We start from the raw sequence: 20,667 nt of genomic DNA, 5'->3' as shown, positions 1-20,667 counted from the left end.
CATGCGGCGCGTCGAGCACGTGATGGGGTTCCCGGTGTCGTTGCGGATCGACGACGAGGACGTCCCGGAGGAAGCGGCGGACACGGTGTTCGCGTGGCTGCGCGAGGTGGACGCCCGGTTCAGTCCGTTCCGGCCCGACAGCGAGGTGTCCCGGCTGGACCGGGGCGAACTGTCGGACGACGACGTCAGCGCCGACCTGCGGGAGGTCCTCGGCGTGTGCGAGCACTACCGGGCCGCGACCGGTGGCGCGTTCGACGTACGGCTGCCCGGTCGCGGACTCGACCCGTGCGCGGTGGTGAAGGGCTGGTCCGTGCAGCGGGCCGCCGACCTGCTGACGGCGGCGGGTGCGACGCGGTTCTGCCTGAACGCCGGCGGAGACGTGGTCGCGACCGACGGCCCGTGGCGGGTGGGCGTGCGGCACCCCGAGCGGGCCGACCGGCTGTGCACGGTGCTGGAGATCAGCGACGGCGCGGTGGCGACCTCCGCGCGGTACGAGCGCGGCGACCACATCGTCGACGGGCGCACCGGCCGTCCGGCCACCGGCCTGCTCAGCATGACCGTCGTGGCGCCCTCGCTGACCGAGGCCGACTCGGTCGCGACGGCGGCGTTCGCGATGGGCGCGGAGGGCGTCGAGTGGGCCGCCTCGCAGAGGGGCTGTGAGGTGTTCGCCGTGGACGCCGAGCGGCGGGTGTTCCGTACGCCGGGGCTGCCCGTCGCCGCCTGACACCCCCTAATCCTTGACGTTGTCAATCATCTGGGAACAGAATGATTGACAACGTCAAGGAGGCCGGGTGCGCGACGCCGTGCGGCCTCACCATCCGCACGACCGAACGGAGCCGCATGTCCCTCCTGGCCCGGCCCGCGGTGGCCGACTTCGCCGCCAAGACGATGCAGCGCGCCCTCGCACTGGCCGGCCGGCGGTCGAGCGGGCGCGGTTCCACGGCCTCCTGGCAGGCCCGCCTCCCCGAGATACCGCGCGACATCCGCGAGCTGACCATCCCGGCCTCGGTGGCCCCGGCCCCGGCCGTGGTGTATCTGCCCCGCTCCCCCGAGGGCACGCTGCCACCGGTGCACGTCAACTTCCACGGCGGCGGCTACGTCCTGCGGGGAGCGGAGATGGACGACGCGCTGTGCCGCTACCTTGCGGCGGAGGCGGGCGTGGCCGTGGTCAACGTGGACTACGTCGTGGCCCCGCAGCACCGGTTCCCCGCCCCGCCCCGCCAGGCGTACGAGGTCGTCCGCTGGGTCGCCGAGCACGGCGCCGAGCAGGGCTGGGACGGCAGCCGGCTCACCGTGGGCGGCCAGAGCGCCGGAGGCGGCCTCGCCGCGGCGGTGGCCCGCCAGGCCTTCGAGGAGGGCGGGCCCTCGATCGCGCTCCAGGTCCTCCACTATCCGCCGCTCGATCTCGCCACGAACGCCCGTGACAAGCGCGCCGCCGTCGCGAAGCCGATGCTGCGCCCCTGGATGGCGGACGTCTTCGACACCGCGTACATACCGGACCGGAAGCGGCGCTCCGACCGTCTGGTCTCTCCGGCCAACGCCGCGGACACCGCCGACCTCACGGGCATCGCCCCGGCGCTCGTCGTCACGGCGGAGTACGACCTCCTCCGCGCGGAGGGCGAACGCTATGCCGGGCGGCTCCGGAAGGCCGGGGCGCTGGTGGAGCACTACGACGTGCCCGGGGTCGACCACGGCTACGACCTCAACGACGCCGAGGCCGCCCGGCCGGTCTACGCCCGGATCGCGGACCACGTGCGGCGGGCCACCGAGTCGAAGCCCCACGGGGAGGGCTGAGCCCCTCGCGCCGAAGGTCGCGTCGTAGACGAACATGTCGGGGCTGTCGAAGAAGACGGCCGGCCGGCACGGGGCGACGTCGCGCACGGCCCACCCCCTCGTACAGGCGCGTCAGTCGACCGGTGGCGTGCCGTGGGTGTGGAAGGACTCGATGGTCTTCAGGCCCCAGGCCTGCCCCTTCTTCCGCTCCTCCTCGGTCCAGGTGATCAGCGGCCAGTCCGGGGCGAGGACCAGCCGGGTGAGCGGGTTGCACAGTTCGACGCGGTTGCCGCCCGGCTCGTAGACGTACAGGAAGAACGTCTGCTGGATGGCGTGCTTGTGCGGGCCGGTCTCGATGAACACGCCGGTGTCCAGGGCGAGATCGGCGGCGCGCAGGATGTCCTCGCGGGTGTCGGTGGCGAACGCGATGTGGTGCAGCCGGCCGCGTGAGCCGGTCCAGTCCTCGGTGTAGACGACGTCGTACGACTTGTGGGTGAACGTCAGCCACTTCGCGGCGATCCGGCCGCTGTCGAGCCGTATCTGCTCGGTGGGGCGGGCGCCGAGGAGCTGCTGGTGGAAGTCGGCGTCGGCGGCGACGTCGGCGGCGAGGTAGTTGACGTGGTCGAGGCGGCGTACGCCCACGCCGTGGCCCGGCTTGGCCTGGGGCTGGTTCTTCAGGCCGGGCCTCAGCTCGTCCGGGGCCCGGTACCACTCGGACTCCCAGTACAGGGCGATCTCGTGGCCGTCGGGGTCCGTGGTGACGTACAGCGGGCCGAGGCCCGGCTCGTCCTGCGTCCAGCGGCCCTCGTGGCCGGCCGACTCCAGTTCCCCGACCCGGCGCCGGAGGGCCTCCTCGCTGGAGGTCCGGAGCGCGGTGCGGCGGATGCCGGAGGTCTCGTGCGCGGTGAGGACCAGGCTGTGGTGCTCGTAGTCGTCCCAGGTCCGCAGATAGACCGAGTCGCCGCTGCGCCCGTTGACCGTCAGGCCGAGGTAGTCGGTGAAGAACGTCAGGCTGCGGTCCGGGTCGGGGGTGAGCAGTTCGACGTGCCCGAGATGGGCGATGTCTCCGAGGGGCGGAGTCATCCGGTTCTCCTTAGGGGCGTTCGGTGGCGGGTGCGGGGGACGGCCGCGGGAAGACCGTGCCGTCGAAGATCTTGCGGGCGGTACGGACCACGGCGACGCGGCTGGCCACCGGGACGGAACCCGGGGCGCCCTGGTCGACTCCGGCCTCGATGTCGAGGAAGCCGGTGGGGTGCTCGATGCGCAGCCGGTCCCCCTCGGCGGGGAGCCGTGCGATGCCCTCGCCGACCCCGCCCGCCACCCGCAGTCCGGCGGCGACGCTCGCGGCGCCCAGGACACCGATGGAGGTGTGGCAGCGCAGCGGTATGAAGGTGCGGGTCATGACCGAGCCCCCGTGCAGGGGCGGCGCCAGCAGACTGAGCTTGGGCACGGTGGCGTCCTCCACGTCACCGAGGCCCATGCGCCGACCGGCCTCCAGCCGGATCCTGTGGAGCCGGTCCGCCAGAACCCGGTCCTCCTCCAGGTCCCCGGGCTCCTCGTAGCCGGTGACCTCCAGGGCGGACGCCGCGATCAGCACCGTCGGCATCCCGTTGTCCACGCAGGTCACCGGTGTGCAGGCGACGGTGTCCCGGACGTTCCCGGTGGGCAGCAGCGGGCTGCCGCCCGGCGGGAACTCGATCACCACCGGCGCGGCGGTCCCGGGCACACCGGAGATCTCGGCGGATCCGGTGTACACGACGCGCCCGCCCGCTGTGGGGAACCTCGCGGTGGCGTACTCCCCTCTGTTGAGCATGCGGATGCGCACCGCGGTCTCGCCGTCCCCGGGGGCGACCAGTCCGCGTTCGACGGCGAAGGGGCCGACACCGGCGAGCAGGTTGCCGCAGTTCTGGCGGTCCGTCACCTCCGGCTCCCCGATACCGACCTGGAGGAAGAGGTAGTCGACGTCGGCCACGGGGTCGGGCGAGGCGGAGACCACGGCCACCTTGCTGGTCAGGGGGTGCGCCCCGCCCAGGCCGTCGATCTGGCGCGGGTCGGGGCTGCCCATGATCCGCAGCAGCAGGCCGTCCCGTGCACCGGGGTCGGCGGGCAGGTCCCCGGCGAGGAAGTAGGCGCCCTTGGAGGTGCCGCCGCGCATGAGCATGCAGCGGACCTCCTCGGGCGGCCCCGTCATGACTGGTCTCCGTCCCCCGCCCGGTCGTCGTACGGCACGTAGGTCACGCCCAGCCGTACGAGGGTCTCGCGCAACCCGTAGCGGTCCAGGCCGAGTTGGCCCTCGAGGAAGGCGGCGCGGCTCGCGGCCTCCTTGGCCTCGCGGGCCTCGGACGCCTCGGCCGTCCTCCGGGCCTGCTCGCGGGGCACGCACACCACGCCGTCGTCGTCGGCGAGGATCACGTCGCCGGGGCGGATCACCTGGCCGCCGATGACCACGGGGACGTTGACCGAGCCGCCGGTCGCCTTGACCGTGCCCTGCGGGCTGACCGCCGCGGCCCACGCGGGGAAGCCCATCGCGCGCAGTTCGGCGGTGTCCCGGATGCCCGCGTCGATGACCAGTCCGCAGACGCCGCGCCGCTGGAGCGCGGTGGCGAACAGCTCGCCGAACATGCCGTCGGTGGAGGGCGAGGTGGTGGTGACCACGAGCATGTCGCCCTCGCCGCACTGCTCCACGGCCGCGTGGATCATGAGGTTGTCGCCGGGCCAGGAGAGCACCGTGACCGCGGTGCCCGCTACACGGGTGTCCTGCTGGATCGGGCGCAGTCCGGTGCCGAGCAGACCGGTGCGGCCCATCGCCTCGTGCACGGTGGCGACACCGAAGGCGGAGAGCGCCTCGACATCCTTCGCGTCCGCCTTCGGCGGGTTGGTGACGATCATGCCGCCCATCAGTCCAGCACCTCCGTGACCTGCGGGTACGGACGCATATACGCCTCCGCCATCGTCTTGTGGGCCAGTCCCAGGTTGGGGCCGGCGTTGCGCTTGAGCTGGACTCCGCGGCGTACGGCGAGGTCGGTGTAGTAGTCCCACAGATGCCGCTGGGCGGCCAGGCACTCCATGGCCTTGCGCTTGGTGTTCCACACCTCGGTGATGTCGAGGAGGACCTCGGGCCTGAAGCCGCACATCTCCGGCTGGTGCGGCTCGAAGAAGAACACCGGCGGGGCGCCGATGATCTCGCCCTCGGCCGGGTAGCCGATGGCCTGGGCGAGCACGCGCGCGTCCAGGGCCGTACGTGCCGCCGCCGGATGGTCGCCGTTGTAGGGGTCGTCGAGCGGGTGGGTGAGCACGACATCGGGCCGGACCTGCCGGTACACGGCCACCAGCCGGTCGGTGAGCTCGGGTGTGGTGATCAGCGGGTAGTCGCCGGCGTCGAAGAAGACGACCTCGGCGCCGAGGGTGGCGGCGGCCTTCTCGGCCTCCTCCCGGCGTATGCCCTTGATCTCCTCCAGTGACCGGCCCTCGCGCCATGCCGTGGCGGACTCGCCGCGCTCGCCGAAGGTCAGACAGGCGATGGTGACCCGCTCCCCCCGCGAGGCGGCCAGGGCGATGGCTCCGCCCGCCCGCCACACGAAGTCGCCCGCGTGCGCGGTGACGACGAGGGTCGATCGCGGGGTGGATGGCGTGGCGGGCGCCGTGCCGTTCGTCATTGCTCGGGTCCTCCTTCGATCAGGGGCGCGGGGAACCGCGCGATCAGCCCTTGCGGGCCCGCAGCCGGCCACCGAGGAAGCAGGCAGACGAGACCGACCCGGCCACCGCCGGAGGGGTCAGTCGCGCAACGCGTCGATGACACTGACGAGGTGGGCGCGCGCGGCCGCTTCGGCCGCCTGCGGGTCCCTGGCCGAGATCGCCTCGATGATGGCCAGGTGCTGGCTCAGGGACTGCTGGGGCCTGCCCGGTCTCAGCGCGAGCCGGAACCGGTGCTTCACCAACTGCGCGTTGAGACGATCCAGCAGCCCCACGGCCACCTGCTGGCCCGAGAACTCCAGGATCCGGTCGTGCAGTTCGCGGTTCAGCTCGGAGTACGTCACCGGCTCACCGTCGGCGACGGCCTTCGACATCGCCTCGCCCAGCCCGGTCAGCCGCTCCAGCTGCTCCTCACTGGCCTCGACGGCCGCCTTGGCCGCGCAGAGCCCTTCCAGGACCATGCGGCACTCGGTGATGGCGACCGCCTCCTCGACGGTCACCACGCGCACCCGCGAGCCCCGGTTGGGGATCCGCTCGACCAGCCCCTCGGAGGCCAGATCGATCAGCGCCGCGCGCACACTGGCGCGCGTGACACCGAACTGCTCGGCGAGTTCGTTCTCCACCAGCCGCTGGGCCGGTGCCATCTCGCCCTGCAGGATCGCCTGCCGCAGCTTCGCGAGCGCGAGCTGTTTGGCCTGCTCTCCAGTGCCCGGACGGGCTTCGTTCGGCATGGCTGCCCTCCCTGAGTGAGTGCGCGTCGAACGTAAATCCAAGCAACAGGATTGTCAACAATTTTGTTCACATGGCGTTGGCGGGGCCGTACGCTCAACTCGTACGCTCAGCTCACACGTACTCGTACGGTTCGTACGTCCTCGTGCGTTCAGAAGGGTCAGCCGCGCGTCGAGAGCATGCTGACCGCGTTCGCGGCGACGATCGCGCCGATGCTCGCCCACTCGGTCCACCCCAGACCCTGCCCGAGGACGACCCAGCCGACGGCGGCCGCCAGGACCGGGTTGACGCTCATGAAGAGCCCGAAGGCCCGTGCCGGTACCCGGCGCAGGGTGAACAGGTCGGCGAGATACGGCACGGCGGAGGACAGGACACCGGCTGCGACGGCGTACACGACGGACCCGGCCGTGGGCGGGTGCCGCACCACGACGAAGGCGCCGACCGGCAGGAACATCAGCGCGGAGACACCGGCGGCGGCCGCCGAGCCCTGGGCGCCCGGCACGATCCGGCCGACGGCACGGTTGAGCAGGATGTACGACGCCCAGCAGACGGCGGCCAGCAGGGCCAGGCCCATCCCCACGTAGTCCGTGGAGGGCTGAGGGCGCATCAGGGCGACGGCTCCCGCCCCCGCGGCCACCGCGCAGCAGGCGTCGAGACGGCGCCGGGAGGCGGCAAGGGCGATGGCCAGCGGCCCGAGGAACTCCAGCGTCACCGCCAGGCCCAGGCCGACGCGGTCGATGGCGCCGTACAGGGACAGGTTCATCGTGCCGAACACCAGGCCGAGGAGCAGCACCGGCCGCCACTGCCGCCCGGTGAAGTCGCGCAGCCGGGGCCGGCCGACGGCCAGCAGGACGAGCGCGGCGACGTACTGGCGCACCGCGACCACGCCGACCGGCCCGAGCACGGGGAAGGCGAGGGATCCGGTCGCGGCACCGAGCTGGTTGGACAGCCCGCTGCCGACCATGGCCGCCACCCCGGCGAGGGGCCGCCGATCGCGTTCCGGCGCCTCCGCCGCTACGGCGGTCCTGTACGTGGGGGTCACCGGCTCTGCCGCTTCTGCACGCATGGACCGATCGTGGGCGGCCTCGCCTCTTGCGCATAATGCATCCACGGATCCATCCATACGCTGAATGCATGGATATCGAACTGCGGCAGCTGCGCTGTCTCGTCGCGATCGTCGAGGAGGGCACCTTCACGGACGCGGCCATCGCGCTCGGTGTCTCCCAGGCGGCCGTCTCCCGGACCCTGGCCTCGCTCGAACAGGCCCTCGGCGTACGGCTGCTGAGGCGCACCTCCCGCGAGGTGAACCCGACGGCCACGGGACTTCGCGTGCTGGCGCACGCCCGGCGGGTGCTCGGTGAGGTGGACGATCTGGTGCGGGAGGCCACGTCGGGCCACACCCGGCTGCGGGTCGGGTACGCCTGGTCGGCCCTGGGCCGTCACACGCCGGCCTTCCAGCGCCGTTGGCGTGAGGCTCGTCCCGAGGTCGACCTGCACCTGGTCCGCGTCAACTCCGCGACCGCCGGGCTGGCGGAGGGCGCCTGCGATCTCGCCGTGGTCCGCCGGCCGCCGGACGGCCGCCGGTTCGACTCCGCCATCGTGGGCCTGGAACGGCGGCTGTGCGCCATGGCCTCCGACGACCCCCTGGCCCGGCGCCGCTCGGTCCGGCTCGCCGACATCAGCGGGCGCACTCTGCTGGTCGACCGGCGGACCGGCACCACCACGACGGACCTGTGGCCGCCGGACGCACGGCCGACGACCGAGGAGACGCACGACGTCGACGACTGGCTCGTCATGATCTCCACGGGGCGGTACGTGGGGGTGACGGCGGAGGCCACCGCCCACCAGTACCGCCGCTCGGGCGTGGTCTACCGCCCGGTGCGCGACGCCGAGCCGATCGCCGTACGGCTCGTCTGGTGGCGGGACGGCCCGCATCCCGCCACCCAGGCCGCGATCGAACTGCTCACGGAGCTCTACCGCTCCGCGTGAGCCCCGGCCCGCACGGCGCTAGAGCCTGTGTCATATCCCCGGTGGGAGGAGTCACGTGGGCGTTTCGGCAACGCGGCGAGCGTGCGTGCCAGGCGTCGCACGCCCGGCCGGGGATATGACACAGGCTCTCAGCCGGCCGGCTCGGCGGGCACGGGTCTGGTCAGCCGCAACACCGTGCCCTCGCCGTTGGCCGAGAGCAGCAGGGCTCCGTCCGGGGTGGCGGCGAGGCCGGCGAAGCGGAGGACCCCGCCGGGCATGCCGCCCGCGAACAGCGCGGGCTCGGCGCGGGGGACGACACCCGGGGGCGGTCCCACCGGCAGGTCCTCCGCCTCGGTCCTGCTCTCCCCCGTGGTCAGGGAGATCGCCCTGAGCCTGCGGGGCCCGGTCTCCACCGTGAACAGTTCGTCGCCCAGTACGGCGAGGCCCTGCGGTGCGCCGAGGCCGTCCGCGACGACCGCCGCCCTGCCGTCCTCGATCCTCAGCACCGCCCCGAGCCGGTCGTCGCTCACGTAACAGCGCCCCGCCCCGTCGAAGGCCACATCCACGGGGTGGTCGAGCCCCTCGGCGAGCACGGTGAGGGTGTCGTCGGCGTCGATGGCCACGACCCGGCCGGCGTCCGTCTCGGCGACGACGAGCGAGCCGTCCGGCCCCACCGCGATACCCAGGGGCCGCCTCAGGCCGGCCGCCCGTTCCCGCGTGGTCCCGTGCCCGGGGTCGTAGGTCTGGACGCTGCCGTACTGCGAGGTGGAGTGCAGCAGCTCGCCGTCGGCGGTGATGCCGTGGTGGAAGGGCATCAGGTGGCGCGTGGTCACACCCCCCGGCTCCGCACCCTCCCGGCCGTCGCTCGGCTCGCCCTCGTGGGTGGTCGCCGGGGTCGCCAGCCGGTAGTGGTCGGCCGCGTAGACCGTGCCGCCGAGGTCGATCGTCACCCCGTAGGGGCCGTCGAGCCCGCGGGGCACGATCTCGCGGATCCGCCCGTCGGGGTGCATCTCGGTGACGCCGCCGCTGGAGTAGCTGGAGACGAACATCCGGTTCTCCGCGTCGAACGCCGCGTTGTCCAGCCCGACCACACCGCTGGTGACGAGGGTGCGGGACCCGCTGCCGTGCAGGTCGACACGGGTCACGATGCCTTCCACGCCCCGCGACAGCACATGCAGGACACCGCCCTGGTCGAAGCGGACCGCGACCGGCTGGTGCACGTCGTCCGCGACCAGTTCGGGCTCGCCGCCGTCCGGGGGGGATGCGCCAGACCTGGCCGGTCAGCATCGGGTTCCGGCCGCTCATCATGTGCGGGTAGTACAGGTGGCCGTCCGGGCCGAGCTGCATCGCGTTGCCGAGGGCCAGTCCCTCGGTGAGGACCACCGGGTCGCCGCCGTCCGGGAACAGCTCCAGCAGCCGGCCACCCGGCTTCATCTCGTTGACGAAGAGCCGGTCGCCGACGCACGTGATGCCGTTGGGGTTCGTCACCCGGTCGGAGACGAGGGTGTACTCGCCTCCCGGACCGCGCCGCCACACCCGGCCGGGGACCAGGTCGGCGATGTACATCGAACCGTCCGCCCCGAAGGCCAGGTCGTCCGGCGACTGGACGGGGCTGTCCATCGGTACGACCACCTCGACGTCCCCGGTGGCGGGTTCCACGGCGCTGATCTGCCCGGCGAGGAACTGGGCGACGTACAGCCGCCCGTCCGGGCCGAACGCGACGCCGTTGGAACCCCACAGCCGGTTGGGCGGGTTGAGCCGCTTCGCCTCCCAGCGGGTGCCGGCGGGCCGTGTGCGGCCGGTCTCGTCGAACCGGCTGGGGTGCGTGGTCATCGCCTCTGCCATCGTCTCGCGTCCTTCCCCGCTCACTCGGCCTCGACCAGGACGTCGCGCATGCCGCCGTCGGAGCGCCAGCGCCGCAGCAGTTCGTGGAAGGCGACCGGGCCGTCGCCGTACGACTCGCTGCGCTCCCTCGGCATGCCCTCGTTGTTGTAGTAGCCGGGCGTGCACTCGGCCTGGAACCTGTGCAGGTCGGCGGCCTTCTCACGGATCGTGGCCACCCAGGCGTCCTGGGCCTCGGCGGTCGGCTCGACGTACCGGGCCTGCCGCTTGCCCGCCTCGGCGACGATCTCGGCGACGTGCGTGGCCTGCTCGTCGAGGATGTGCACGTAGTTCACGGCGGAGGCGTTCTGCAGCGGGCCGAGCTGGAAGAGATTGGGGAACCCGTGGCTGGAGAAGCCGTGCAGCGTCCTCGGGCCGGTGCTCATCCAGGTCTGCAGCAGGTTGGCGCCGCCCCGGCCGTACACCGGAAGCCGCCCGGACAGGATCCCGGAGACACCGACCTCGAAGCCGGTCGCGAAGATGACGCAGTCGACCTCGTACTCCGCTCCGCCGACCACGACCGCCTTCTCGGTGATCTTCTCCACGCCGTGGGTGTCGGCCGTGTCGACCAGGGTGACGTTGGGCCGGTTGAAGGTCTGCAGGTAGGTGTCGCTGAACGTGGGCCGCTTGCACATGTAGCGGTACCAGGGCTTGAGGAGCTCGGCGGTCCGAGGGTCCTCGACGAACGCGTCCACGCGGGCGCGGATCTCGTTCATCTTCTGGAAGTCGGCGATCTCGTACAGTCTCTCCCGCGCCTCGGGCGGGACGTCCGCGTAGGCGTTGGTGGGGATCAGCTTCTCCTGCAGCCGGGCGCTGCTGGTCCAGGCGTCGTCCACCAGGTCTTCGTCCACGCGGACACCGGTGACGACCTTGAGGAAGTTCTCCATCCGCCGCTTCTGCCAGCCCGGCTCCAGCGACTCGGCCCACTCCGGGTCCGTGGGGCGCTGGCCGCGTACGTCGACCGAGGAGGGCGTGCGCTGGAACACGTACACGTGCCGCGCGTCGGCCCCGAGGTGGGGCACGACCTGGATGGCGGTCGCGCCGGTGCCGATGAGGGCGACCCGCTTGTCGGCGAGCCCCGTCAGGCCGCCGCTCGCATCGCCGCCGGTGTAGGCGTAGTCCCAGCGGCTGGTGTGGAACGTGTGCCCCTGGAAGGTCTCGATGCCCGGGATGCCGGGGAGTTTGGGCTGGCTGAGCGTCCCGCTGGAGATCACCACGTGGCGCGCCCGCGTCTCGTCGCCGCGGTCGGTGGTGACGGTCCACTCCGACTCGGTGTCGTTCCAGCGCAGTTCGGTCACCTGGGTCTGGAAGCAGGCGTCCCGGTAGAGGTCGAAGTGCCGGGCGATCGCCCTCGCGTGCTGCCGGATCTCCTCGCCGGGCGCGTACTTCCACTTCGGGACGTAGCCGACCTCTTCGAGCAGCGGCAGGTAGATGTACGACTCGATGTCGCAGTGGATGCCGGGATACCGGTTCCAGTACCAGGTGCCGCCGAAGTCCCCGGCCTGTTCGATCACCCGGATCGACTCGACTCCGGCCTGGCGCAGCCGTGCGCCCGCGAGGAGGCCTCCGAACCCGCCCCCGATGACGACCACCTCGACGCGGTCGCGCAGGGACTCCCGCTCGGTGAAGGCGGTGTACGGGTCGTCGGCGTAGGAGCCGAACTCGCCGGTGGTGCGCCGGTACTGCCGGTTGCCGTCGGGGCGGATCCGGCGGTCGCGCTCGGCGCGGTACTTCGCGCGCAGGGCGTCGGGGTCGAAGCCCAGCTCGTCGGTGGTGAGGGGGGTGTCGGCGGACGGAGTGGGGGGTGTGGACATGCTGTCCTCTCTCTGCTGTCCGGTGTCCTCGGCTGATCAAGGGAACACGCCGACCGGACGCCGGGCCCGGGCGCGGCGTCCGGTCGGCGTGGGGGTTCAGCGCCGCATGTGCCGGCGCATCCAGGCGGCCTGCCCGCCGTCGACGAGCAGATCGGTGCCGGCGACGAACCGCGCCTGCGGGCCGGTGAGGAACGCCACGGCTTCGGCGATCTCCCCCGGGGTGCCGGTGCGGCCGGCGCCGCATTCGTCGATCATCCTGAGCATGTGTTCGCCGTTCGGCGACTCGGCCACGGCCTGCGACATCGCCGTGGAGATCACACCGGGGCTGACGGTGTTGATCGTCGCCCCGCGCCGGTTCCAGGCGAGCGCGGCCGCTTCCACCCGTACGTGGTTGGCGCGCTTGGACACCATGTAGGCGGTGGTCGCGTCGTCTCCGACGGCGGCGACGGCGTCGAGCCCGAGGAGGTCCTCCGCCGCGGCCGTGGCGAGTGCGGCCTCGTCCTCCCGGCTCAGGGAGGCGAAGTGGCCCGCCATGCTGGAGATCACGACGAGTGATGTACCGCGGGTCGCCGTCTTCGCGAACGCGTCGATCACATGGACCGTGCCGACCAGGTTGACCTCGAGGATCGTCCTCGCCGACGCGGTCGCGGCGGAGACACCCGCGGTGTGCACGACGGCGGCGAGGCGGCCCGCGCCGGCGGCTTCCTCCGCGAGCTTCTCGACCGACGCGCGGTCGGACACGTCGGTCGGCACGCCGTGCACCGCGTAGCCCTCGGAGGTGAGCGCGGCCACGGCCCGGTCGAGCTGTCCGCGCGAGGCCTCGGCGAGGAACAGGGTGCGCCCGCTGCCCAGCCGGCGCGCGATCGCCGTACCCATGCCTCCGGCGCCCGTGACCACGACGACGTCGCGGCGTTCGTCGAGCAGACGGTCAGTCATGGACAACCTCCTTGGTGTCAGCGGCCGTTGCCGGTGTCTCCTGCCGTACGGCCTCACGCCAGCTCGCGCCGGCCGCGATGGCCTGGCGCCAGGTCCGGATCGCCTTGGGCGGCATACCGACCGCGAGGGCGCCGGTCAGCCGGTCGCCGGTGCGGTAGGCGGCCACGAACCGGCGCGCCTGAAGGTCCCCGTCCACGACGGCGACTTCGTCGTGGCCGCGCAGGTAGCCGTATGCCTGGACCTTCATGTCGTACTGGTCGGACCAGAAGTACGGCACCGGCGCGAACGGCTTGCGGGCTTCGGGGTGGAGGAGGTTGCGGGCGGCGGCCATGCCCTGTTCGGCGGCGTTGGTGCGGTGCTCGATCCGCATCGAGGTGCCGAACAGCGGGTTGTACCAGCGGGCCACGTCCCCGGCCGCGTACACGTTCCGGGCGGCTTCGCAGTACTCGTCGCAGATCAGCCCGTCGCCGACGGCCAGGCCGCTGTCGGCGAGCCACTCGGTGTGGGGCAGCGAGCCGATGGCGACCAGGACCTCGTCGGCGTCGACCTGTTCACCGTCCGCGAGCCGCACCCCGTCCTCGGTCACCGCGGTCACGGTGACTCCGGTGCGCAGGTTGACGCCGTGGTCCAGATGGGCCCGCGACAGCACCCGCCCGACCTCCTCGCCGACCGCGTGGGCCAGCGGCACCGGCGCCGGTTCGAGCAGGGTCACCTCGGCGCCGAGCCGCCGCGCCACGGCGGCGGCCTCCGCCCCGAGGAACCCGGCGCCCACGACGACCAGGCGCAGCCCGGGCTCCAGCCGGTCCCGCAGGGTCATCGCGTCGTCCAGCGTCCGCAGCACATGGGCGCCCTCACCGGGCAGCCGGCGCGGGCGCACCCCGGTGGCCACGATCAGCCCGTCGTACGGCACCGCCGAGCCGTCCGCCAGACGCACCGTACGGTCCGGCACGTCCAGCCCGGTCGCGGCGACGCCGAGACGAAGGTCGAGGTCGAGGGCGTCGAGGTCGGACGTCGGGCGCAGCGCCAGTCGCCCGGGGCTCCACTCCCCGGACAGCAGCTGTTTGGACAGCGGAGGCCGGTCGTACGGCGGGTGCGGTTCGTCGCCGACGAGGGTGACCGTGCCGTCGAAGCCCTCCCGGCGGAGCGTCTCGACCGCGGCGAGCCCGGCGGCCGAGGCGCCCACGACGACGACTCGGTTCACTCCTCCACCAGCCGGATGGCCGCCGCCGGGCAGATCGCCACGGCCTCGCGTACGTCGTCGAGCAGTTCCTCGCCGGGCTCCTCCTCCAGCAGGATCGCGACGCCGTCCTCGTCCCGCTGGTCGAACACGTCGGGGGAGGCCATGACGCACTGCCCCGACGCCACGCACTTCGGCTCGTCCAATTCCACACGCATGCCGGTCTGCTCCTCGGTTCCTCGTGGGGGTAGGTGTCTCGGGGGTGTCACCAGCGGACGGGCAGGCACTTGACGCCGTAGGTGGTCCCCGTGTGGTTGAACGCCAGTTGCTCGATGGGCGCGGCCAGGCTCAGCGTGGGGACGCGCTTGTAGAGCGTGCCGTAGACGACCTGGAGTTCCAGGCGGGCGAGGTTCTGCCCGAGGCACTGGTGGGGCCCGTAGCCGAACGCGTTGTGCTGCCGCGCGGGACGGCTCAGGTCCAGTCGCTCGCTCTCGGGGAACGCCCGCGGGTCCCAGTTGGCGGCCTGCAGGTCGAAGAGGAGGCCGTCGCCCTTGCGGATGACCTGGTCGCCGATCTCGATGTCCTCCTTGGCGACCCGGCGCAGACCCGAGTGGACGATGGACAGATAGCGCAGCAGTTCGTCCACGGCACCCGCGACGAACTTCGGGTCGTCGCTCTCGCGCAGCAGGGCGAGCTGGTCGGGGTGGAGCAGCAGGGCGAGGGTGCCGAGACTGATCATTGTCGCGGTCGTCTCGTGGCCGGCGATCAGCATGGCGACGCCCATGCTGACGGCCTCTTCGTGGGTCATCTCACCGGCCTTGACCCGGCCGGCCATTTCGGACAGCACGTCGTCGTCCGGGTTCTCGAGCTTCTCGTGGAACAGGGTGTCCAGGTACTGGTGCAGCGCCCGGCCGGACGCCTGCGCCTCCTCGGCCGAGAGGGAGCTGTCGAGGACGCGGTTGCTGTTCTCCTGGAAGACGGCGTGGTCCTTGTACGGCACGCCGAGCAGTTCGGCGATGACCAGTGAGGGCAGGGGCAGTGCCAGCGCCGTGAGGAGGTCGGCCGGGTCGGGGCCGGCGAGCATGTCGTCGATCAGGTCGTCGACGAGCTTCTGGACGGCGGGCCGCATGGCCTCGATCCGCTTCACGAGGAAGGGGCCGTTGACCGACCGGCGCAGCCGGGTGTGCTCCGGGGCGTCGGTGTTGGTGATGAGCTTCGGCGTGAAGGGCGCGATCGCCGCCCGGTGGGCGTTGACGTGGGGGAAGTCCGGCTCGTGGTCGTCGTTGCTGACGCGGGGGTCGGTCAGCAGGGCCCGCTGGTCGGCGTGCCGGGTGATCAGCCAGGGCGTGGCGCCGTTCCAGATGCGGGCCTTGCCGAGGGGTTGGTCGTCCCGCAGTGGTGTCAGGGCCGGCGGCGGGGCGAGCGGACAGCCCGCGTCCCGGGGCATCGGGTACTCGGGAACCGAAGGGGCGGTGTCGGGGGTGCCGGCCAGCGTGTCGGCCATGTCTCTCCTCGGTGGTGGGGACTCCGTCGGAGCGGAGCGCCGGGTGATGTCGAGGCCTCGATGAGCACATGCAAACAGAGCGGACTGACGCCTTCCGGACAGTTTCCTGACAACAAGCTGACGTGACCCGGATCACACCCATGCCCCTTCGGTGCGAGGGCACCGGAACGGACTCCCGCTCCAACTCGCTTGCCGAACCATGCCCTTGACACCATGGTCCAGACCGGCGCATACGTCCACACTGTCGGCGAGGACCGCATGAGGGCCTTCCCGCCCCCATCCGTCCGGACCGCCGTACGGACTCTCACGAGAGTGGCGCGTTTGCTTCCTGACCCGTTCCCGCTTCGTCCCCGGTACGGCCGAGCCAGTAGCCGAAACCCCGGCGGGTGTGGATCAGCGCAGGCCCGCCCCGGTCCACCTTGCGGCGCAGCCGGGAGACGAGCTGCTCGATGGCGTTGTCCCCCCGGTACTCGCCCCAGACGTAGCGGGCGATCTGTTCCTTCGACAGGACCTTGTGCGCGTTGCCCAGCAGATGGCGCAGCAACCGGTACTCCGCGGGCGTCAGATCGAGCACCCGCTGCCCGCGCCGCGCCTGACAGGTGGCGTCGTCCAGGACCAGATCGCCGTACTCCAGCGCGCTGTCCCGCCATACGACGCTCCTGTCGCGCAGTAACACCTGGATCCGGGCGAGGACTTCGGCGATCCGGAGCGGCTTGGTGACGTAGTCCCGCTCCCCCAGACCCAGTTCGGGAAGGACCTTGCCGAGCGAGTCGTACGGCGTGAGGATGAGCACCGCCGGACGGTGGGCGACGACGGGACGGGACCGTGTGTCGAACCCCTCCAGGTCCGGCACGGTCATGTCGAGGACCACCAGGTCGAACGGGTGCTCGGCGAGCCGCGCCAGCGCGTCGCCCAGGGTCCCGGCCGTACCGGTCCGGTAACCGGCCAGCTCCAGCGTCGTCGAGAGCAGTTCGGACGTCGCCGGGTCGTCGGTGGCGATCAGGAGGTGCTGCCCTCCTCCGCGCGCGACCGAGGGTTTCTCACTGAGGCTGCCGTACATGGGAGGACCATTCATCGGGGGCGTGAGCGTGCGGGACGGCGAGGTTTCCGGCAGGGTGTCCGGGCCTCAGGCGGGACCCACGGCCGGGTCCGCCTCCTCGTCGGCGCGGACGAGGAAGTCGTCGACCAGGCGGCGGACGAGGGCCGCGAGGCGCCGGCACTCCTCGGGCGACCAGTCGGCCAGAGTCCTCTGCACGCCACGGCGGCTCGCCTCCCGTATGCGCCGGACGGCCTCCCGCCCCGCCGGGGTGAGCTCGACGCGCCGGGCGCGGCGGTCGGCGCGGTCGGGGACGCGGGTGACATAGCCGGCCTTCTGCAACTGCTGCACCTGCCGGGTGACATGGGACGCCTCGACCGCCAGCCGGCCGGCCAGCTCCCCCGGCCGCAGCGGCTCGGAGTCGGCGATCTGCCGCAGCACCGTCACGGCGGCCCGGTCCAGCGCCACGCCGGCCAGCGCCATGAGGCGCTCGTGCTGCCGGGTCCGGCTGATCAGATAGGTGGCGCGGGTCAGGGCGCGTTCGATCTCGATCACTTCCGGTGCGGGGGCGCCGGCCGACGACGGAGTAGGCATGGACATCACCCTACCTGCCACTTGCCTAACTCAAGCAATATGGGAAGAGGGATTGACTCGCGTCAACGGTCTGTGCTTGCTTGACTCAAGTAAGTCGGGCTTTTCACAGGCCCCTCCCCCTTCACCCGGGGCACGGCGCGCACACCCGGCCGGCCGCCCCCGCACACCCACTGAGGAGACAGCATGAGCAGCACCGGTCTGCAGGGCCGCGGTGTCGTCGTCACCGGCGCCGGAGGCGGCATCGGCCGGGCAGCGGCCCTGAGGTTCGCCGAGGAGGGCGCGAAGGTCCTGGTCGCGGACCTGAACCGGGAGGGTGCCGAGGAGACCGTGAAGTCGATCGAGGGCGCCGGGGGCACCGCCCTCGCGGTCGTCGGCGATCTCAGCGACCAGCGGGTGGTGGACGAGGTCGTCGACTCGGCGGTGCAGGCCTTCGGCGGGCTGGACGTGCTGGTGAACAACGCCGGGATCATGGACCGTATGTCCGCCCTCGCGGACACCGCGGACGCCGAGTGGGAGCGCGTCATCCGGATCAACCTCACCGCCCCCTTCCTGCTCACCCGGGCCGCCCTGCCGCACATGCTGGCAGCGGAGCGCGGTTCCATCGTCTTCACCGCCTCCGAGGCCGGTCTGCGGGGCAGTGCCGCCGGAGCCGCCTACACCGCCTCCAAGCACGGCGTCATCGGTCTGGTGAAGAGCCTCGCCGTCATGTACCGCAAGCAGGGCATCCGCGCCAACGCCATCGCCCCCGGACCCACGCTGACCAACATCCAGGTCGACGCCGACAAGGAAGCCCACGGGCCCGCGGTGGTGGGCCAGTTGATCGGCGCGACCATCGGCAGGCTGGGAACCGCCGAGGAGCAGGCCGCCGCGATCGTCTTCCTCGCCTCCGACGCCGCCGCCTTCGTCAACGGCGCCGTTCTGCCCGTGGACGACGGCTGGGCCGCCGTCTGAGACGTCGGGGCGCGCCCGGAAGTGGAGCCTGCCGCCGACCGCGGCCTGCGGCAGGCCACCCTCTGACGGCCGGCCTCAGCGCGGGGATACGCCGGTGGAGGGTGCCGGAGCACCACGTGACGGCAGGCGTCGCGGCCCAGGCGGTCCCGGAACGGCGAAGGGCCCGATCCGCTTCGGATCGGGCCCTCGCGCTTCACGGCGCCATGCGGACTACGACAGGGTCCACTTCTGGTTGCTGCCGCCGTTGCAGGTCCACAGGACGAGCTTGGTGCCGTTGGCGGTCCCCGCGCCGTTGGCGTCCAGGCAGAGGCCCGCGTTCACGTTGGTGATGGTGCCGTCGGCGTTGACGTTCCACTGCTGGTTGGTCCCACCGTGGCAGTCCCAGATGACGACCCGGGTGCCGTTGGTCGTGCCGCGGTTCCAGGCGTCCAGGCACTTGTTGCCGTAGACCACGAGCTCCTTGCGTGAGGTGTTGTTCCACGACTGGTTCTCGGCGCCGCTGCAGTCCCACAGCTGGGCGTCGGTGCCGTTGGTGATGGTGTTGTTGTTGATGTCGAGGCAGCGGTTCGACTGCTGTCCGACCACCTGGGCGCCGTTCGCGCCGGGCAGCGGGCGGACCTCGATGGCGTCGAAGTCCGGTGTCCAGGCGGAGGAGTTGGAGAACGTCAGCGTGTTCGACGAGCCCTTCGCCAGGGAGACCTCGACGGAGACGGTGCCGGGCGTGGTCCAGGAGCCGGTGGGCGGGAAGGAGACCGTGGTGGCCTGCTGCCCGTTGACCTGGAGGACGGCCGTACGGGCCGCGTTGCTGCCGTTGGTGTAGGCGATGTCGACGACCTTGGTGCCCGTGGCGCCGGCCGTGACGTTGTTGAAGCGGAGGGTGTTGGCGGCGCCGTTGCCGACGTTGCCCACCTTCGTGCCGCCGGAGCAGTTGGCGCAGGCCGCGTTGGCCGCGGAGCCGCCCTTGGTGTTGCCGGCGGCCTCGGCCTCGTACGTGGAGCTCGCGGCCTCGGTGCCGCCGGTGACCGTGAGCATCACGGAGTCCCTGGCGGGGACGGAGACGGTGTAGCTGGTGCCGAAGCTGCCCACGTTGGAGCGCGTCCAGAGGTTGCGGACCGTGGCGGAGGCGCTGGTGAGGCCGAGGTCGGACCAGCGGACCGTCATGTTCTGCGCGCTGCCCGTGCGGTTGAGCAGGACCACGGCCCGCTTGCCGGTGCCGGAGAGGACCTTGCTGTAGACCTGCAGCCCGGTGGTGTCCTCGGCGACCTTGACGCCCTGGAGGCCGCGCGGGTCCTGGTCGACCGCGATGACCTCGGGGTTGGTGAGGATGTCACGCGTCTGCGTGCTCATCGTGGCCAGGTTGTTGCCGGCGAGGAGCGGGGCGCCCGAGACGGCCCACAGGTTCATGTGGCTGCGGTTCTGGGCGGCGGTGAAGCCGTCCAGGCCGACCATCAGCATGTCCGGGTCGTTGTAGTAGCCGGTGTGCTGGGCCGAGGGGTGCACGTTCGCGTCGAAGTTGGCGAGCATGCTGTCCCACGACGGCGAGTTGCCGTGGAAGATGATGTCGGTGTTGGTCCGCCACAGGGCGGCCATGCCGGCGCCCCAGTTCCACGGGTTCTGCTTGCCCCAGTTGCAGATCGACAGGGTCAGCGGGCGGCCCGTGGTGGCCGACGCCTTCGCGGCCGCGTCGCTGATGGCCTGGTAGGTGGACTTCGCGTCGAGGCCCTCGACGTCACCGCCGCACCAGTCGACCTTGACGTAGTCGAAGCCCCACTGCGAGAACTGGAGCATGTCCTGCTCGTAGTGGCCCTCGCTGCCGCTGCCGGGCGCGGCCGGGCGGCCCGTCGGGAAGTAGTAGCCGCAGCCGTCCTTGCCCGCGTCGGTGTAGATGCCCGCCTTGAGGCCCTTGCTGTGGATGTAGTCGGCGATGGCCTTCATACCGCCGGGCCACTCGGACTCGTCGATGGTGATGTTGCCCTGGCTGTCGCGGGTGCCCTGCCACCAGCCCTCGTCGAGGTTGATGTACTTGTACCCGGCCTCCGGCAGTCCGGCCGCGACGAACGCGTCGACCTGCGCCTTGATGACGTTGTAGTCGATCTTCGCGGCGAAGGTGTTCCAGGAGGCCCAGCCCATCGGCGCCGCGGGTACCGCGATCTGGTTGGACGTCACCGCGACCGGTTCCGCCCGGTCGAGTTCGGTGGCCTGCTGGTGCTGGAGGCCGACCAGCGCACTGGCGGCCGTGGCGAGCACCGCCGTACGGATCAGGACGGCTCTGCCCAGGCGTTTCGCGCGGGGGACGAACTGCTGAAGGGGCATACGGGTTCCTTCCGGAAGGCGTGACAACCGAACACACACAAGATTGGTCGACATGCCGAACAATGCTCGAACCCCCGAACCGACCGACCGGCGCTGAAAGTAGAGCCCCCGTTACGCGGAAGTCAACGGCTCGTCACCACTCAATTCGCAGCAGCCGCACGGGTCATGGGAGACGGAGTGCGCCAAGCCCCCGGCCACGCGAAATCAACCGGAGCCGAACCCGCCGGAAACGTTGACGCGATCGCACCTCAAACCTATGTTCTGGTCGAGCTTGCGTACAGCGTACGAAATTTCGAAC

General features: G+C 71.7%; 18 protein-coding genes and 1 pseudogene. 4 read left to right on the top strand and 15 right to left on the bottom strand.

All coding sequences use genetic code 11. The annotated features are described in order from the left end of the window. Position 1: 1 nt before the first annotated feature. Both FNH04_RS05130 and FNH04_RS05125 read left to right on the top strand, forming a co-directional pair. On the top strand, positions 2 to 724 hold the full coding sequence (locus tag FNH04_RS05130) for an FAD:protein FMN transferase (RefSeq protein WP_152780746.1): 723 nt from the start codon (positions 2 to 4) through the stop codon (positions 722 to 724). A gap of 116 nt (positions 725 to 840) precedes the next feature. Continuing rightward, positions 841 to 1,794, top strand: a complete 954-nt coding sequence (locus tag FNH04_RS05125; RefSeq protein WP_152780785.1) for an alpha/beta hydrolase — start codon at positions 841 to 843, stop codon at positions 1,792 to 1,794. Positions 1,795 to 1,905: 111 nt separating this feature from the next. Here the strand turns inward: FNH04_RS05125 and FNH04_RS05120 are convergent, their stop codons facing one another. From FNH04_RS05120 to FNH04_RS05095, 6 genes are all read right to left on the bottom strand, one after another. Continuing rightward, a complete protein-coding gene (locus FNH04_RS05120) occupies positions 1,906 to 2,856 on the bottom strand; it encodes a catechol 2,3-dioxygenase (RefSeq protein WP_152780744.1) in 951 nt (316 codons plus the stop codon). A 10-nt stretch (positions 2,857 to 2,866) separates the two neighbouring features. Next, positions 2,867 to 3,964, bottom strand: a complete 1,098-nt coding sequence (locus tag FNH04_RS05115; RefSeq protein WP_152780742.1) for a 4-oxalomesaconate tautomerase — start codon at positions 3,962 to 3,964, stop codon at positions 2,867 to 2,869. Next, positions 3,961 to 4,671 carry a 4-carboxy-4-hydroxy-2-oxoadipate aldolase/oxaloacetate decarboxylase gene (locus tag FNH04_RS05110; protein ID WP_152780740.1) on the bottom strand — a complete coding sequence of 237 codons (711 nt, stop codon included), beginning with the start codon at positions 4,669 to 4,671 and terminating at the stop codon, positions 3,961 to 3,963. Before FNH04_RS05110 ends, FNH04_RS05115 begins: the two co-directional genes overlap by 4 nt. Then, positions 4,671 to 5,429, bottom strand: coding sequence for a PIG-L deacetylase family protein (locus FNH04_RS05105; RefSeq protein ID WP_152780738.1), 759 nt, complete (start codon positions 5,427 to 5,429; stop codon positions 4,671 to 4,673). The genes FNH04_RS05110 and FNH04_RS05105 overlap by 1 nt, the downstream gene beginning before the upstream one ends. A 117-nt stretch (positions 5,430 to 5,546) precedes the next feature. Beyond that, entirely contained in the window at positions 5,547 to 6,197 is a 651-nt protein-coding gene (locus FNH04_RS05100) for a GntR family transcriptional regulator (protein WP_152780736.1), read from the bottom strand. A 158-nt stretch (positions 6,198 to 6,355) separates the two neighbouring features. Beyond that, on the bottom strand, positions 6,356 to 7,261 hold the full coding sequence (locus tag FNH04_RS05095) for an EamA family transporter (RefSeq protein ID WP_152780734.1): 906 nt from the start codon (positions 7,259 to 7,261) through the stop codon (positions 6,356 to 6,358). Positions 7,262 to 7,329: 68 nt separating this feature from the next. Between FNH04_RS05095 and FNH04_RS05090 the strand changes: the two genes are divergently transcribed. Beyond that, on the top strand, positions 7,330 to 8,184 hold the full coding sequence (locus FNH04_RS05090) for a LysR family transcriptional regulator (protein WP_152780732.1): 855 nt from the start codon (positions 7,330 to 7,332) through the stop codon (positions 8,182 to 8,184). Positions 8,185 to 8,312: 128 nt separating this feature from the next. On the opposite strand, the pseudogene FNH04_RS05085 reads toward FNH04_RS05090, so the two are convergent. From FNH04_RS05085 to FNH04_RS05050, 8 genes and pseudogenes are all read right to left on the bottom strand, one after another. Further along, positions 8,313 to 9,996: pseudogene (locus FNH04_RS05085) on the bottom strand (hypothetical protein). Positions 9,997 to 10,028: 32 nt separating this feature from the next. Then, on the bottom strand, positions 10,029 to 11,858 hold the full coding sequence (locus FNH04_RS05080) for a flavin-containing monooxygenase (protein ID WP_152780730.1): 1,830 nt from the start codon (positions 11,856 to 11,858) through the stop codon (positions 10,029 to 10,031). Positions 11,859 to 11,954: 96 nt separating this feature from the next. Further along, complete coding sequence (locus FNH04_RS05075) at positions 11,955 to 12,794, bottom strand: SDR family oxidoreductase (RefSeq protein ID WP_152780728.1); 840 nt, start codon at positions 12,792 to 12,794, stop codon at positions 11,955 to 11,957. Continuing rightward, positions 12,787 to 13,995, bottom strand: coding sequence for an NAD(P)/FAD-dependent oxidoreductase (locus tag FNH04_RS05070; RefSeq protein WP_322722600.1), 1,209 nt, complete (start codon positions 13,993 to 13,995; stop codon positions 12,787 to 12,789). Before FNH04_RS05070 ends, FNH04_RS05075 begins: the two co-directional genes overlap by 8 nt. Further along, positions 13,992 to 14,189, bottom strand: coding sequence for a ferredoxin (locus FNH04_RS05065; protein ID WP_152780726.1), 198 nt, complete (start codon positions 14,187 to 14,189; stop codon positions 13,992 to 13,994). The genes FNH04_RS05070 and FNH04_RS05065 overlap by 4 nt, the downstream gene beginning before the upstream one ends. A 47-nt stretch (positions 14,190 to 14,236) precedes the next feature. Then, positions 14,237 to 15,475, bottom strand: coding sequence for a cytochrome P450 (locus FNH04_RS05060; protein WP_152780724.1), 1,239 nt, complete (start codon positions 15,473 to 15,475; stop codon positions 14,237 to 14,239). Positions 15,476 to 15,779: 304 nt separating this feature from the next. After that, positions 15,780 to 16,535 (bottom strand): response regulator transcription factor, encoded by a 756-nt coding sequence (locus tag FNH04_RS05055; RefSeq protein WP_152780722.1) that lies wholly within the window; start codon positions 16,533 to 16,535, stop codon positions 15,780 to 15,782. 66 nt (positions 16,536 to 16,601) lie between these two features. Further along, a complete protein-coding gene (locus FNH04_RS05050) occupies positions 16,602 to 17,105 on the bottom strand; it encodes a MarR family winged helix-turn-helix transcriptional regulator (RefSeq protein WP_386573793.1) in 504 nt (167 codons plus the stop codon). A gap of 183 nt (positions 17,106 to 17,288) precedes the next feature. Here FNH04_RS05050 and FNH04_RS05045 point away from each other — a divergent pair, with 183 nt between their 5' ends. Beyond that, positions 17,289 to 18,056, top strand: coding sequence for an SDR family NAD(P)-dependent oxidoreductase (locus tag FNH04_RS05045; RefSeq protein ID WP_152780717.1), 768 nt, complete (start codon positions 17,289 to 17,291; stop codon positions 18,054 to 18,056). Between the two features lie 210 nt (positions 18,057 to 18,266). On the opposite strand, the gene FNH04_RS05040 is transcribed toward FNH04_RS05045, so the two are convergent. Then, positions 18,267 to 20,369 carry a ricin-type beta-trefoil lectin domain protein gene (locus FNH04_RS05040; RefSeq protein ID WP_194236562.1) on the bottom strand — a complete coding sequence of 701 codons (2,103 nt, stop codon included), beginning with the start codon at positions 20,367 to 20,369 and terminating at the stop codon, positions 18,267 to 18,269. Positions 20,370 to 20,667 lie beyond the last annotated feature (298 nt).

Origin of the sequence: Streptomyces phyllanthi (genome assembly GCF_009377205.1) — a bacterium.
Classification (GTDB): domain Bacteria; phylum Actinomycetota; class Actinomycetes; order Streptomycetales; family Streptomycetaceae; genus Streptomyces; species Streptomyces phyllanthi.
The sequence above is the reverse complement of the archived record's forward strand: the minus strand, read 5'-3'. Positions and strand labels throughout refer to the sequence as shown.